Below are 14883 nucleotides of genomic sequence, written 5' to 3'. Positions count from 1 at the left end.
ATGTGACGGGGCTTTTTGCATTCAGCGCGCTGATCGTTCCCACACTCTGCGTGGGAATGCATCCCGTGACGCTCCGCGTCACACGAGCGGGACGCGGAGCGTCCGTGGCGGCGTTACCACGCAGAGCGTGGGAACGATCAATCTGGAAAGATAGTTAGCCTGCTTTCTTTTATCTCAAGCCCAAGCCATGATGCGAACTCTCCCACCGCCGCCCGCGAACGAGTCCTCATGTCTGCGCAGCAACTGCCACCGCAAAGCTCCATGGCGATCACCCTGCAGATCGTTTCCATCGTGTTCTACACCTTTATTGCGTTCCTCTGCATCGGCCTGCCGATCGCGGTGTTGCCCGGTTATGTGCATGAGCAGCTGGGTTTCAGCGCGGTCATCGCCGGGCTGGTGATTGGCTCGCAATACCTGGCCACCCTGCTCAGCCGGCCAATGGCCGGGCGCATGTCGGACACGGTCGGCACGAAACGGGCGATCATTTATGGCTTGTGGGGAATTGTCCTCAGTGGCTTGCTGACGCTGCTCTCCACCCTGCTGCAGACTTGGCCGCTGACAAGCCTGATCATTCTGATCATCGGCCGCTTGCTGCTCGGCATCGCGCAGGGCTTGATCGGTGTCGGTACGATCAGTTGGTGCATGGGCCAGGTCGGCGTTGAACACACGGCAAAATCCATCGGCTGGAACGGCATTGCCTCCTATGGGGCGATTGCCATTGGTGCGCCCTTAGGCGTGGTGATGGTCGCTGATTACGGTTTCACCAGCCTCGGCATCGCGCTGGCCGTACTGGCGGCCGGTGCACTGCTGCTGATCCGCAACAAACCGTCGGTGCCGGTGATCCGTGGCGAACGCCTGCCGTTTTGGGCGGTGTTCGGGCGAATCGCCCCGTATGGCGCCAGTCTGACCCTGGCCTCGATCGGTTACGGCACCCTGACCACTTTCATCACGCTGTATTACCTCAACCGTGGCTGGTCCGGCGCGGCGTACTGTCTGACGGTGTTTGGCGTGTGCTTCATCCTGTCACGGCTGATGTTTATTTCAGCGATCAGTCGTTTCGGCGGTTTCAGCTCAGCCATTGCCTGCATGAGCATCGAAACCGTGGGGCTGGTGCTGTTGTGGTTGGCACCGTCCACCGCGTTTGCCCTGATCGGCGCAGGACTCGCGGGGTTTGGCCTGTCGCTGGTGTACCCGGCGCTGGGTGTCGAGGCGATCAAACAGGTGCCCAGCTCCAGTCGTGGTTCCGGGTTGGGGGCTTATGCAGTGTTCTTCGATCTGGCACTGGCGATTGCCGGGCCGTTGATGGGCGCGGTGGCTTTGAATCTGGGGTATTCGTGGATTTTCTTCAGTGCGGCGCTGTTGTCGGTGATCGGATTGGGGCTGACCCTACTGCTGCAGCGCCGGGCGATGTCCTGAAGTTCGCCGCGATCCCCTGTAGGTGTGAGCCTGCTCGCGATAGCGGTGTGTCAGTCACCTAATATGTTGAATGGTATGACGCTATCGCGAGCAGGCTCGCTCCCACAAGGGTTCTGCACCTGACTATTGATCCGCGGTTTGCATGCCGGCCCGGGTCGGTTTACCCAAGGTGTGCGAGAAGAATCGCCCGGCCTCCGAGATCAGGTTGCGATGGATATCTTCGCGATCCACACCATCAGCATCGGTGCACAGCGCCGGCATCGCGCGAATCTGCTCTTCGTTACACGGCGCCATAAATACGAAGTGCCCAGCCCCTGCGAGTAATTTGAAATCCGGTGCCGTCGGCAGTTTGCGCGCCAGCGCGGCCGCATTCTTGTCGAAGGCCACCAGTTTGTCACCATCACCGCTGTAGAGCAGCACCGGCACATGCACATCGGCCAGGGTGTGACGGCCAAACTTCAGGCTCAGCGGCGCCATCAGCAACAGCGCATGAACGCGCGGATCGGCCACCGGTTGCAGATCATCCCGATCAACGATCAACTCACCTTGCGTATTACAGGCATCACGATCGTCCGGGCGCTCTTGGCAATACCGACGCAGGCGATCGAGATCCGGTTGCGCCCCGGACAGGATCAACGCGGTCTCGCCGCCTGCGGAATAACCGATCACCCCGACTTGATCGGCGTTGACGTACGGCGCAAGCATGCGATCGCCCAAGGTCGCGGTGATGGCTTCGGAAATCTGGATCGGCCGCCCGTAGAGGTTGCTCAGGGTGCCGAGTCGGCTGTGGTCTTTGGAATTGTCGCCGGGGTGAATCACCGCCACCACCACAAAGCCTTTGCGCGCCAGCGAGGTCGCCAGGTCGTGCAACGCCAGCGGCGTGCCGGTGTTGCCGTGGGACAGCATCAGCATCGGAAAGCGGCCGATGGCGACTTTGGTGTCTTCGCCGGCTTCGACCGAATAGCCCTCAAGCAGACTCAGGTGTTCACGATCGCTGGAGGGATAAAAGGCGATGGCGCGCATCGGTTGCAGGTCGAGCGGATCGAGGAAGGTCATCTCGTGATAACCGACGCTCCAGACCGGGTGTCGCCCAGGCGCGGCATGCACTGTGTTAAGGCTGCCGAGCAGGCAAATCAGTAACGTTGCACAAAGACGCATCATGGGATGCCCCACCCTGTTGTTACTCAATCGAAAGTTCCGTTGCGTTGCGGGCCTGAAACCCCGGGGATTCGGTGTTCCGGTACGACAATGCACTCAGACGCTGATTGTGTGACTGCATAACCCGGGCCAGATTATGTAACAGTCAGAAACAAAAAACTCCGTATTCGCCCCTTGCGGAACCAGAATACAGAGTTTTTTGGGTGTTACCTGAACATCAGCTGTTCTTTACGCAAGCCTTACGCGGCGGCGAACAGTTGCTCGCTGATCTTCGCTTGTGCAGCGGTCATGGCGTTGTTACGCACTTCGTCGCCATACGCCAGGCCTTCGGCGCGGACGATTTCGATGTCGGTGATGCCGAGGAAGCCCAATACCAGCTTCAGATATTCTTCGTGAGCGATGCCGCTGGCCTGACCGGCATGAATGCCGCCGGAAGTCGATACGATCACCACTTTCTTGCCACCGCACAGACCTTCAGGGCCGGCTTCGGTGTAACGGAAGGTTTGACCGGCGACTGCAACGCGGTCGATCCACGCCTTGAGTTGGGTCGGTACGGTGAAGTTGTACATCGGAGCCGCGATCACAACCGCGTCGGCGGCGATGAACTCGGCCAGGGTCGAAGCACTCAGTTCGGCTTCGTGCTGTTGTGCGGCGTTACGCAGCTCAGCGGTGGTGCCAGCGGCGACCAGGGTGGTCGACGAGAAGTGGCTGATGGCGTCGGCGGCCAGGTCGCGGTAGGTCACCACGGCGCTTGGCTCGGCAACTTGCCAGGCTTTGACGACTTCGCTGCTCAACTGACGGGAAGCCGAGTTGTCGCCCAGAATGCTCGAATCGATATGCAGCAGTTTCATGTGGAATCTCCTGGAAGGAATCGCCGGTGGCGACGGAATGGAGACAATCCTACGCAAGAAACCAATGGATGATTAGCCGCCTGAAATGCGATAGTTTGTCCCACTGATAGAACAGTCGGATGTCCCTGATGCAAGACCTCAACGATCTCTACTATTTCGCCAAAGTCGTCGAGGCCGGCGGTTTTGCTGCGGCTGGGCGATTGCTCGGGATTCCCAAATCACGGTTATCGCGGCGCATTGCCGAACTGGAAGAACGCCTTGGCGCGCGTTTGCTGCAACGCACCACCCGACAACTCAATCTCACCGCGGTTGGCGAACGTTACTTGCGCCACTGTCAGGCGATGCTTCTCGAAGCAGAAATGGCCGATGAGGCGGTGGCGAGCATGTCCAGCGAGCCGCGCGGGCGACTGCGCGTTTCCTGCCCTACAGGTCTGGCCCGGGAAATGTTGCCGTGGGTGATCAGCGATTTCCTCGGCAAATTCCCCCAGGTGCAACTGGAAGTCGTACTGCTCAATCGCCGGGTCGATCTGGTCGGTGAAGGCTTTGATGTCGCGTTGCGCGTGCGTGAGCATGGTGACGAGGATCCGCTGCTGGTGACCCGACGCCTGCGTCAGGCGCAGATGGTCGTGGTGGCCAGCCCGGCGTTTTTACAGGGCAAGTCGATCAACCATCCGCAAGACCTGAAGCATCTGCCCGTACTGGGTGCGCTGGAGGCCGATCGTATGGTGCATGTGCGCCTGCTCGATCAGCAGGGCCACAGTTTCGAACTGAACATGGAGGCTCGCCTGGGCATCGATGATTTTGTCGTGCGCAAGGCCTGCGTCCTTGCCGGTCAGGGTTTTACTCTGTTGCCGATGATGTATTGCGAAGCGGAGCTGGAAAACGGCACGCTGGTGCAGATGCTGCCAGAGTGGTCGCTGCCCGGCGGCTGGCTGCAAGCGGTGTATCCGCATCGGCGCGGGGTGATGCCGGCGGTGCGCGCGTGGATCGATCATCTGGTCGAGTCGTTCAATGCCTGTGGGGAGCGGTTGTTATGAGCAAGGGAAAGATGAGCGAAGCCGACGTGGCCGCGTTCTGCCTGGCATTGCCGGGCGCTCGGGAAGATTACAAATGGGGCGGCGTGCGAGTGTTTTCGATTGCCGGCAACAAGATGTTTGCCTTGCAGGGGCTGCGTGGGGATTCCCTGGCGTTCAAGGTCGACAAGGATTTGTTTCTTGGCCATTGCGACCGCCCGGGCATTCACCCGGCGCCGTATCTGGCGCGGGCGCAGTGGATCATCATGCATCCGCCCTACCCGCTAGGTGCCGAGGAATTGTGCGGGTTGTTGCAGCGCTCGCATCAGTTGGTGGTGAGCAAGTTGCCGAAGAAAACCCAAATCGGTTTGTTGCTGTAAACCCGATCCCTGTAGGAGTGAGCCTGCTCGCGATAGCGGAGTGTCAGTTGGAATTTCTTTGGCTGACACTCCGCTATCGCGAGCAGGCTCACTCCTACATTGTATTCAGAACAGCGCCAGCAGGTTCGAGCCAAGAAACAACTGATCGATCCAGAACACCTGGTGCAGCAGCACAATCACCCAGAATAGAATCTGAAACGACACCTTGCGCGTCTTGTGCCGGAACACCTGCTGGGCGATCAATGCGCCCGGCCAGCCGCCCGCCAGTTCCAGAGCATGGAGGATATTCTCCGGTGTGCGCCAGGCATCGGCGCGCGCCTTGCGCTTGTCTGCCCAGTACATGAAGAACGCCAACACACTCACAACACCGTAAGCCGTCAGCGGCACCAACGAAATCCCGCGCAACCACATCGACACCGAGCCGAACAGCGGCAACGCGCAGACGATCAGCAGAACCAGCAGTTTCAGCTTCAGATGCTGGATGTTGTTGCCGCCCGAAGGTCGCCCTTCGGGCCGGCGTGCGCGGGAATCACTCATGGCTTGGCCGCCGCCCAATCAATCCAGCCAAACTGCCACGTCGCCAGAATGACTAGACCAAATACGATCCGATACCAGGCAAATGCTGCATAGCTGTGGCTGGCGATGAACTTGAGCAAACCGCGCACGGCGATCATGGCGAAGATGAATGCGGTGACGAAACCGATGGCGAACACCGGGAAGTCCGCCGGCACAAACAAGTCACGGTACTTGTAGCCCGAGTAAACCGCCGCACCGACCATGGTCGGCATCGCAAGGAAGAAGGAAAACTCGGTAGCGGTCTTGCGCGACAGGCCGAACAGCAAGCCGCCAATGATCGTCGAGCCGGAACGCGAAGTGCCGGGAATCATCGCCAGACACTGGGCGAAGCCGACTTTCAGGGCATCTTTCCAGGTGATCTCGTCGACCGTTTCGGCGTGCACTTCATGCTGACGCTTTTCCGCCCACAACATGATGATGCCGCCCACCACCAACGCGGTCGCAACGGTAATCGGGTTGAACAGGTATTCGTGGATCAGGTCGGCAAAGATCACGCCCAGCACCACAGCGGGCAGAAATGCGATCAGCAGGTTGGCGGTGAAACGACGGGCGCTGGGCTGCGTCGGCAAACCGATGACCACATCGAAAATCTTGCGTCGAAACTCCCAGACCACCGCGAGGATCGCGCCGAGCTGGATGATGATATTGAACGCCATGGCCCGTTCGCCGCCGAAATCGAGCAAGTCGGCAACAATGATCTGGTGTCCGGTACTGGAAATGGGCAAAAACTCCGTCAGCCCTTCTACAACTCCTAGAATCAGTGCCTGCAAGGCCGTCCAAAGATCCATCAATCCCCCAAAGAGCGATGCGCGCCGGCATGCCCCGATAGTATTTTTCTAGCGTTCACTGCGATCAGCGTAGCTGTTTATGGCTGTACCGATTCCGCACACACAGGATCCACACGAAACGGTCAAAATTCCGTGAAATATCAATTTGGATTCAGGTTTTCACGCGCGGGGCCGAAATCCTAACAGACAAGCCTTATTAGCGCTGCCGCGTTATACGACTTGGGTCGCGTATGCCCGCTCACGAAATCGTGGTTGGATGCTGGCGGTCGTTTATTACAAGAAAAAGAATCCGGAGTGACAGCGTTATGAACAGCTTGCGCAGTGTGTCGATCAGCCGACGCTTGTGGCTCATCTTGATTGTGGCGGTGGTCATGTTGCTGACCTTGGGCGTGTTGATGCTCAAGCAGATCCACGACGATCTCTACCATGCCAAAGCCCAGAAAACCCAGCACGTCGTGCAGACCGCCAGCGGCCTGCTGACCTATTACCACGACCTCGAAACCGCCGGCACCCTGAGCAAAGAGGCTGCACAGAAACAGGCGCTGACGGCAATTCGCGGCCTGCGTTACGACCAGAGCGATTACTTCTGGATCAACGACCTCACGCCCGTGATGGTCATGCACCCGACCAACCCGAAACTCGAAGGCCAGAACCTCTCGGCGATCCGTGACCCGGACGGCTTTGCGGTGTTCAACGAAATGGTCGCCATCGCCCGATCGAAAGGCGCGGGCATGGTCGACTACCGCTGGCCAAAACCGGGCGCCAGTGAGCCGGTGGCCAAGACGTCCTACGTCAAACTTTTCGAACCGTGGGGCTGGGTGCTCGGCTCCGGGGTTTACGTCGACGACGTTCAGGCGGAATTCCAGGGCCAAGTGATCAAGGCTACGGTCATCGGCCTGGTGATCGCCGTGATCATGGCGCTGTTGGTGATCCTCATCGCGCGCAGCATCGTCCGCCCATTGCAGGAAACCGTGAACGCCATGGCCAACATTGCCAGCGGTGAAAGCGACCTGACCCGCAGCCTCGATACCCATGGCAAAGATGAAGTCACTGAACTGGCGCATCACTTCAACGCCTTCACCGCCAAGCTGCGCCGGGTGATCGGTGATTTGCAGGTGTCGGCCAGCGCCTTGGGCCAGTCGTCCAGCGAACTGGGCAACGACGCCTCGCAGGCTCAGCAACGCAGCCAGCAGCAATCGCAGCAGATGGAACTGGTGGCCACGGCGATCAACGAAGTGACCTATGGCGTGCAGGACGTGGCAAAGAACGCCGAGCACGCCGCCGCCGAAATGCGCGATGCCGAAGCGCAGGCGCAACAGGGCCAGATCAATATCGACGGCAGCTTGCAGCAGATAGACAAGCTGTCCGGCACCATTGATCAAGCGGTGGAAGTGATTCGCACCCTGGCTGCCGAAAGCACGCAGATCGGCAGCGTATTGGAGGTGATCCGTTCGATTGCCGAACAGACCAACCTGCTCGCGCTTAATGCCGCGATTGAAGCGGCGCGGGCCGGGGAGCAAGGTCGCGGGTTTGCCGTGGTGGCGGATGAAGTACGCTTGTTGGCGCAACGTACGCAGAAGTCGACGGCGGAAATCCAGTCGATGATCGAGCGCCTGCAGAACCATTCCGAAGCCGCTGTGAAAGTGATCGGCGACAGCAGCAAGGCGTCGCAACTGACCATCGAACAAGCCGGGTTGGCCGGTGCGAGCCTGAATGCCATTGGCCAGGCACTGCGTAATCTCAATGGCCTGAACGCGTCGATTGCCAGCGCCACGTTGCAGCAGGCGCATGTGGTCGAGGACATTAATCAGAACGTCACTCAGGCGGCCGGCCTCTCGCACAGCACGGCGATCGCTGCCGAACAATCGAGTGCGGCCAGCCTGAAACTTGGCCAGTTGAGCGAACAACTCAACGCCCTCCTGCGCCAGTTCCGCGTCTGACCCGTGTAACTGTGGTGAGCCCCCCTCACCCCAGCCCTCTCCCCAAGGAGAGGGGGCCGACCGAGGTGTCTCAAGCTATACGTCGACCTGAAAAATCGAGTCGATTATGGATTCAACGCAGAAAGATCAGGTCGGCGTATCTCGAACATCCAACTCGCTCAGTCCCCTCTCCCTACGGGCGGTCCGACGTTTCGGGAGGGTTAGGGTGAGGGGCTTTTGATCTACAGCGATCATCAGTACCTAGCCCAATGCAGTACAATCCGCCCCCTTCTTTCACTCCCCCAAGGAACCCCCATGTCCGGGCTTGAACTGTTTGCCGCCGCCCTCGGGGTGATCGCCGTGTGGCTGACGGTCAAACAGAATCCGTGGTGCTGGCCGATCGGTCTGGTCATGGTGTTGCTCTATAGCTGGATCTTCTTTGAAGTGAAGCTGTACTCGGACATGTTGCTGCAAGTGATTTACGCCGCGCTGCAAGTCTATGGCTGGTGGCAATGGACCCGCGCCGGGACGATGCATGACGGCCGCGAGGTCACTCGCCTCGATCGCCGCACTCTGTTGCTCGGCCTCAGCGTTGGCGCGGTCGGCAGTGTCTTGCTCGGCGCGGCCATGGCGCATTGGACCGACGCCGCGCAACCGTGGCTGGATGCGGCGCTGACCGGTTTCAGCCTGGTGGCGCAACTGTGGATGGCACAGAAACGCCTGCAATGCTGGGCGCTATGGTTCGTACTCGATGTGATTTTTGTCGGGTTGTTCATCTACAAAGGGCTGTACCTGACCGCTGCGCTGTACGGGCTATTCACCCTGCTGGCGGTGCAAGGCTATCGCGAATGGCGCGCCGACCCGGCGTTGCGCCCATGAAGGTTGTGGTCCTGACCGGCCCCGAATCCACTGGCAAGAGCTGGCTGGCGGCGGGCCTGCAACAACGCTTTGGCGGCTTGCGGGTGGATGAATACGTGCGTCGGTTTATCGAACTCAATCCCCGCGATACATGCCTAGCCGACATCCCTGATATCGCTCGGGGCCAGTTGCAATGGGAGGATGAGGCTCGGGCGCAACAGCCGTCACTGCTGATTCTCGACACCCATCTGCTGAGCAACATGCTGTGGAGCCAGACGCTGTTTGCTGACTGTCCGGACTGGCTGGAAACCGAGCTGTTGGCACGGCATTACGACCTGCACCTTCTTTTGTCCCCGGAACAGATCGACTGGACCGATGACGGTCAGCGCTGCCAACCGGATCTGGACGAGCGTCTGGCGTTTTACCAAGCCACGCAGAACTGGCTGGAAAACCACCACCAGCACTTTCAGGTCATCCAGGGCAATTGGGCCGAGCGCCAAGTGCAGGCCTTTGCCGCCGTCGAGCAATTACTGGTCGAATGACCCGGTCAACGGGTCACCTTCCCCGGCACTTTCCCCTGTTTTGGGGACAAAGTGTCCGATTCTGAAACACTCGTTGACGTGCAGAGTGCCCGTTTCAGCGCTGTTCATGGCTTTGTCATCCGAGTTGTTACGTGGTTGAAACACATCGTCGCAAACCCTTGTTCCAGAGCTTTGCTCAGCCAATAGACAGCTCGGCGCGGCCGTGGGTGTTTCAACGCTGAAACAGCTCGTGTTTCAGCTGCGCGTGTTTATTTGCCAACTCATTGAAATTAAAAAACTTTTAAAAAGCGGCACAGCTTTCGCTCTCTCCTTCACAACGCTGACTCGGGCCAGCCCACTGAAGAAGGAATTGCAGCCGTGGGGAATATCCAAAAAGGTTTGACCTGCCTTCTGCTGATCGGATCAGCAGCCAGTACGCTGATCAGCTTCAACGTGCAGGCGGAAGGCAACGGCGTCATCGTCCTCAACCGCGATGTTCAGCCTATTCCTATCGGTCGCAATGGTGGCAAAGACCCCTACCCGACCACCGTCAATGCCAACCCGTCCGCGCGCATCAACTCCACCATGAACAGCACCGAATTGAGCGATGGCGACTTCGCCGGTGTCGCCAGCGGCAGCGCGTTCCGCACCGTCAACAATGTCCAGGCCGGCAGCAACCTGCCAGGCCTCAATACCGTCACCAATCCCAACGGCATGCCCGGCATGAGCGCAGGACACGGTGGCGGTTCCGGTGGTGCGATTTCCGGCACGATCAACCGCGCCATGAGTTCCGGCCTTGCCCCCCTGACCCGCATGGCCGGAGGCCAATGAGATGAATCGTTCACTCCTTCTGCTCACCCTGCTCGGTTGCACCACAGTCATGGCTGCTGATCCCGTTTCAGTGAACAACGCCAATATTCAAGACTCCGGCGTCCATTATCGCGGCAACTTCAACGTCAACCAGGCGGCTGGCGATCAAATGCAGCAGACCAACGTCAAGGCAGTGGCAATCGGCACCGAATCCCACGCCAGTACCAGCGTCATGCAGAAAATCGACACACCGGCCTCGCGCTCCATCGACGCCAGCGCATCCATTGGCGGCACCTCTTTCAGTAATGGCAACGGGATCCTCGGTGTGAACCAGGGCGCCGGCGCCAACAACCAGATGGCCAACGTCACGCGCGTCAGCATCAGTGCTGCCCCGCAGAGCGTTGACGACAGTGCCCTTTCACAACAGAACGTGGCGCTTTTACCAAGCTCAGGAGCAACTGGGACCTCACCCGGCAGTCGCCAGGTCACGACAAGTGATCAGGCCTTCACCGGCAGCCGCGGGGTCATCCAGGTGAACCAGAGTGCCGGGGTGGGGAACCGAATGGCTAACACCCTGAGCATCCGGGTCGCTGACTGACCCAAACAACAAAAGCAGTGCAATTAGAAAGTACCAACACTTAACCAACTAATAAGCACGATGGAGAAACACCATGAAACCTACAATGGCTCTCAAACCACTGGTTTTCGCACTTGCAGCAGTGATGGCAATCGCAGCACAGGCAGGCGGTCGTGATGACGATCATGGTAATGGGCACGGCAACGGGCATGGTAATAACCAGCCTAAAGGCCCAACCCTGGAACAACTGCTGCAAATCACCGCAGGCGCCGGTGCCGCTGTGCTTGACGTGCAAGACAGCGACGGCAACGTGGTGAAAAACCAGGGCACTCTGAACAACGCTAATGCCAGTGATTCGCTCAACGGTTCCAACGGCAACATGGGCGCCAACGTTGCAGCCGGCGACGGCAACCAGCAGGACAACGCTGCTGCGCTGGCCACCGCTGACGAAAGCTTCATCTTCGGTAACGCTGTTGCTGCTTCGAGTGCCACTCAAGTCAACACCAACAACTATGTGAAAAACTCGTCCACCTTCAATAACGCTACGCTCAACAACGCAGGCAACAATGGTTCCGGCAACATCGGTATCAACGTCACTGCCGGCAACTTCAACCAGCAGAAAAACAACCTGGCGATCGCCGTATCCGGTGGCCGCGTAGCTCAGGCTGCTGCTTCTGCCAACCAGTCTTCCACTGGCCTGGTTGTAGAAAACAAAGGCGTGCAGACCTACAAAACCGACACCCTCACCGGCACTTATGCCGCTGCCGGCGTGTTCAAGGCAAAAGGCACTGCAACCATCGAAGACGATAATGATCACGGCGGTTGGGGCAATCGTGGCGGCGGTCACGGTGGCAACGATGACCAGAAAGCCAAGTTCGAAGCCGTGGGTACCTTTGGCCTCGCTGGCGTAACCACTCAGCAAGTCATGACCAAAGACGGCTGGAAAGCGCCAGTGGTCAACAACGCCAACATGACCAACTCGATGAACAACTTCTCCGGCAACGGCGGAGCCAACGTCTCGGCGGGTGTGGGCAACCAACAAAGCAACTCGCTGTCCATCGCTGCTGGCTGCAGAGCCTGCCTGTAACTGCGATCGAAACGAAAGCCCCGGAAACGGGGCTTTTCCTCAGTCCGCAAAGGCGTATCGATCATGCGTAAGCCTGCTCTCCTCGCTCTGCTTTTCGTCTGTGGCCTGACTCAGGCCGGTCAGATGCCCGTCGCTGCCCTGCCGGGTGGCACGCTCGTCTACAAAAACGTGCAGAGCATCCGTGAGCGCAAGTTTGCCGACATCGTCGAACAGAAAACCGATTTCAGCTGCGGCGCTGCTGCACTGGCCACGGTATTACGCCAAGCCTATTGGCTCGACGTCGATGAGGAGCACATCATCAAAGGCATGCTGGTCAACGCTGACCAGGACCTTGTTCGTACTCAAGGGTTTTCCATGCTCGACATGAAGCGCTACATAGAAAGCATCGGCATGCGCGCCAGGGGTTACAAGATTCCACCGGAAAAGCTCGAAGCGGTAACGATCCCGGTGGTGGTACTGATGGAAATTCGCGGCTACAAGCATTTCGTCGTGTTGCAGCGTTCGGACAAGGATTGGGTTTACATCGGAGACCCGGTTCTCGGCCATAAACGCTACAAACATGATGACTTTGTCAAAGGCTGGAACGGCATTGTCTTCGCCATCGTCGGTCCCGGATATGACAAGGCCAACGCCTTGCGCAGCCCTCCGGTGCCATTGACGGCCAAGAACAAGCTCGACGGTTTCAACCCGGTCAAAGATGCTGAATTGATGGATTTTGGGTTCATTCAGAGCGACTTCTTTTAATCGCCGATTATAGAAAATGGGACTGGATGTCCCGGGAGCAGCAGATGAAAACCTCATACTGGCTGGCCGCCGCCTGCCTGGCAGCGAGCGCATCGGGCTACGCCAATGCAGGATTCAAACCCATAGAGATCAAGGACCAGGAGCTCGCCGAGCTGCGTGGTCGTTATGTCATGCCGGGGCGGATTATCAGCTTCGGCATTGTCATGAGCAGTACCTGGCGCAATGCCAGCGGAGATTTGATCGGGGCAGCCACCTCGATGCAACTTCAGGCAGCAACGGTTAGACCCGAATTTTATGTGCAAACGATCAAGGAGCACGGCAACGGCAGCCCCCTTCCTGCGGGTACCGGCACGATCACTGGTGGCGCCGGCCTCAACAGCAGCCAGGGCGTGACGCAGAGCGTGCGTGCCGCTGGCGACAGCAATACCGCCTACAACAATGTAGCCATCAACGTTTCGGAAGCCAATCAGGCCCCCGCGCTGGTGCCCACTCAAGGGCAGGCACTGATGGCCGGACAAACCATTGGCGGCAGCAATGCCGCGGGCAGCGTGGCCGTTTCGGCCAACGGTGGCGGCGTACAGATGGCCATTCAAGCCGCCGGCAATCAGGGCACAGCCCTGCAACAAGTCGCCCAAGGTGGCTTGCTGCAGAATACCCGTCTGCTGGGCAGTGCCAACGTGGTCAATAACATGACTCAACTCAACGTCGTATTGAACAATAACGGCATGAGTGCCGGCGCACTGGATTGCAACCTGAGTCAACTCAGGGCACTACGCACTATTGGATATTGAACTACGCTGAGTCTCGATCATTGGGCTTAAAGGGACGGCTTATTCATGTATCGATCAGTATCACTGCGTGCCGCAGTGTGTTTGAGCACTCTTCTCCCGGCCGCGATGCTGCAAGCGGCACCGGACGCCGATGTAGAAACCCTGAAACAAGAGCTTCTGGAGCTGAAGCAAAGATACGAAGTACAACAAAAGGCCCTGGCGGTCCTCGAACAACGAGTCCGCCAGGTTGAAGAGCAACCCGCCGCCCCACCGCCAAAACGTTTGGCCAAATCACCATCGGACATGAAAGGCAACCGCGTCGCCACCGGTACCGGTGCGGCAGCCGCATCAGGAGGCGCCGCCGGGGGCAGTGGCGCTTCTTACGGGCAATCGCTGGCGGACGATTCGCAACCGGCGCAGAGCGTTTCCAACCTGTACGACGAGGCCAGTGGCTTCTTCGGCGGCGGCAAGTTCAGCGTCGAAACCGGCATCACCTATTCGCGCTATGACACGCGCCAGTTGATTCTCAACGGCTTCCTCGCGCTGGATTCGATTTTTCTCGGCAACATCAACCTCGACCGGATCAAGGCCGACACCTGGACTCTCGACCTGACGGGCCGCTACAACTTCGATAATCGCTGGCAGTTCGACCTGAACGTGCCCGTGGTGTATCGCGAATCGACTTATCAGTCGGGCGGCGGCAATGAGGGCGCGGCGGGAGTCACCACAGAAGAAACCGTCACCAAGGATCCAACCATTGGCGACGTCAACTTCGGCATTGCTTACAAGTTCCTCGACGAGTCGGTCAATACACCGGACGCGGTGGTCACCCTGCGGGTCAAGGCGCCAACGGGCAAGGATCCGTTCGGCATCAAACTTCGCCAGACCGATGCCAACTCCAATCTGTTTGTACCTGACACCCTGCCCACCGGCAACGGCGTCTGGTCGATCACGCCGGGCATCTCGCTGGTCAAGACGTTCGACCCGGCGGTGCTGTTCGGCAGCTTGTCCTACACCCACAACCTGGAGGAGTCGTTTGACGACATCAGCTCTACGGTCAACCAGAAAAACCCGGGCAAGGTAAAGATCGGCGACAGCTTCCAGATCGGCGCCGGTATTGCCTTTGCGCTGAACGAAAAGATGAGTATGTCGTTCTCGGTGTCTGATCTGGTGCAACGCAAGAGCAAGCTGAAACAGGATGGCGGAGATTGGGAATCGGTGGTGTCCAGCGACGCCAACGCCGGTTACTTCAACGTCGGCATGACCATTGCTGCCACTGACAACCTGACCATCGTACCCAACCTGTCCATCGGCATGACGGATGATGCCCCGGACTTTTCCTTCAGCCTGAAATTCCCGTACTACTTTTAAGCAAACGCAAAGATCGCAGCCTGCGGCAGCTCCTACAGGGATTA

Annotated in this window: 16 protein-coding genes; 12 read left to right on the top strand and 4 right to left on the bottom strand. The window is 58.8% G+C overall.

What is annotated here, in order from left to right:
* The first annotated feature begins 228 nt into the window (after positions 1-228).
* Entirely contained in the window at positions 229-1416 is a 1188-nt protein-coding gene (locus tag ACOYXH_RS10975) for an MFS transporter (RefSeq protein WP_460064502.1), read from the top strand.
* A gap of 123 nt (positions 1417-1539) precedes the next feature.
* Here ACOYXH_RS10975 and ACOYXH_RS10970 read toward each other — a convergent pair whose 3' ends face one another.
* Both ACOYXH_RS10970 and ACOYXH_RS10965 read right to left on the bottom strand, forming a co-directional pair.
* The gene (locus ACOYXH_RS10970) at positions 1540-2577 is read right to left on the bottom strand and encodes an alpha/beta hydrolase family protein (RefSeq protein ID WP_095048871.1); all 1038 of its coding nucleotides are present in this window, start codon (positions 2575-2577) and stop codon (positions 1540-1542) included.
* A 236-nt stretch (positions 2578-2813) separates the two neighbouring features.
* Positions 2814-3425, bottom strand: coding sequence for an FMN-dependent NADH-azoreductase (locus tag ACOYXH_RS10965; RefSeq protein WP_095048870.1), 612 nt, complete (start codon positions 3423-3425; stop codon positions 2814-2816).
* 128 nt (positions 3426-3553) lie between these two features.
* On the opposite strand from ACOYXH_RS10965, the gene ACOYXH_RS10960 reads away from it, so the two are divergent.
* Positions 3554-4462, top strand: a complete 909-nt coding sequence (locus ACOYXH_RS10960) for a LysR substrate-binding domain-containing protein (RefSeq protein WP_099759424.1) — start codon at positions 3554-3556, stop codon at positions 4460-4462.
* Complete coding sequence (locus tag ACOYXH_RS10955) at positions 4459-4818, top strand: MmcQ/YjbR family DNA-binding protein (protein ID WP_095048869.1); 360 nt, start codon at positions 4459-4461, stop codon at positions 4816-4818. Before ACOYXH_RS10960 ends, ACOYXH_RS10955 begins: the two co-directional genes overlap by 4 nt.
* A gap of 105 nt (positions 4819-4923) precedes the next feature.
* Here the strand turns inward: ACOYXH_RS10955 and ACOYXH_RS10950 are convergent, their stop codons facing one another.
* Positions 4924-5355: a DUF1294 domain-containing protein gene (locus ACOYXH_RS10950; RefSeq protein ID WP_460410680.1), complete on the bottom strand. Its 432-nt coding sequence runs from the start codon at positions 5353-5355 to the stop codon at positions 4924-4926.
* Positions 5352-6182 (bottom strand): undecaprenyl-diphosphate phosphatase, encoded by an 831-nt coding sequence (locus ACOYXH_RS10945; RefSeq protein WP_095048867.1) that lies wholly within the window; start codon positions 6180-6182, stop codon positions 5352-5354. Before ACOYXH_RS10945 ends, ACOYXH_RS10950 begins: the two co-directional genes overlap by 4 nt.
* Positions 6183-6487: 305 nt before the next feature.
* Between ACOYXH_RS10945 and ACOYXH_RS10940 the strand changes: the two genes are divergently transcribed.
* The 9 genes from ACOYXH_RS10940 (at position 6488) to ACOYXH_RS10900 (ending at position 14839) form a co-directional block, all read left to right on the top strand.
* On the top strand, positions 6488-8122 hold the full coding sequence (locus tag ACOYXH_RS10940) for a methyl-accepting chemotaxis protein (protein WP_095048866.1): 1635 nt from the start codon (positions 6488-6490) through the stop codon (positions 8120-8122).
* A gap of 294 nt (positions 8123-8416) precedes the next feature.
* Positions 8417-8980 (top strand): nicotinamide riboside transporter PnuC, encoded by a 564-nt coding sequence (gene pnuC / locus ACOYXH_RS10935; RefSeq protein ID WP_095048865.1) that lies wholly within the window; start codon positions 8417-8419, stop codon positions 8978-8980.
* Positions 8977-9501, top strand: coding sequence for an AAA family ATPase (locus tag ACOYXH_RS10930; RefSeq protein ID WP_095048864.1), 525 nt, complete (start codon positions 8977-8979; stop codon positions 9499-9501). Before pnuC ends, ACOYXH_RS10930 begins: the two co-directional genes overlap by 4 nt.
* Before the next feature lie 357 nt (positions 9502-9858).
* The gene (locus ACOYXH_RS10925; RefSeq protein WP_038361181.1) at positions 9859-10311 is read left to right on the top strand and encodes a hypothetical protein; all 453 of its coding nucleotides are present in this window, start codon (positions 9859-9861) and stop codon (positions 10309-10311) included.
* A gap of 1 nt (position 10312) precedes the next feature.
* On the top strand, positions 10313-10888 hold the full coding sequence (locus ACOYXH_RS10920; protein WP_460410679.1) for an adhesin: 576 nt from the start codon (positions 10313-10315) through the stop codon (positions 10886-10888).
* Between the two features lie 73 nt (positions 10889-10961).
* On the top strand, positions 10962-11954 hold the full coding sequence (locus tag ACOYXH_RS10915) for a heme utilization protein (RefSeq protein WP_095048861.1): 993 nt from the start codon (positions 10962-10964) through the stop codon (positions 11952-11954).
* Between the two features lie 63 nt (positions 11955-12017).
* Positions 12018-12698 (top strand): C39 family peptidase, encoded by a 681-nt coding sequence (locus ACOYXH_RS10910; RefSeq protein ID WP_095048860.1) that lies wholly within the window; start codon positions 12018-12020, stop codon positions 12696-12698.
* A gap of 44 nt (positions 12699-12742) precedes the next feature.
* On the top strand, positions 12743-13489 hold the full coding sequence (locus tag ACOYXH_RS10905; protein ID WP_095048859.1) for a hypothetical protein: 747 nt from the start codon (positions 12743-12745) through the stop codon (positions 13487-13489).
* A gap of 45 nt (positions 13490-13534) precedes the next feature.
* Positions 13535-14839: a hypothetical protein gene (locus ACOYXH_RS10900; RefSeq protein WP_095048858.1), complete on the top strand. Its 1305-nt coding sequence runs from the start codon at positions 13535-13537 to the stop codon at positions 14837-14839.
* The last annotated feature ends 44 nt before the right edge of the window (positions 14840-14883 follow it).

The sequence above is a fragment of the Pseudomonas sp. Mb7 genome, from assembly GCF_054790525.1.
This window is presented reverse-complemented; position numbering and strand designations above follow the sequence as displayed.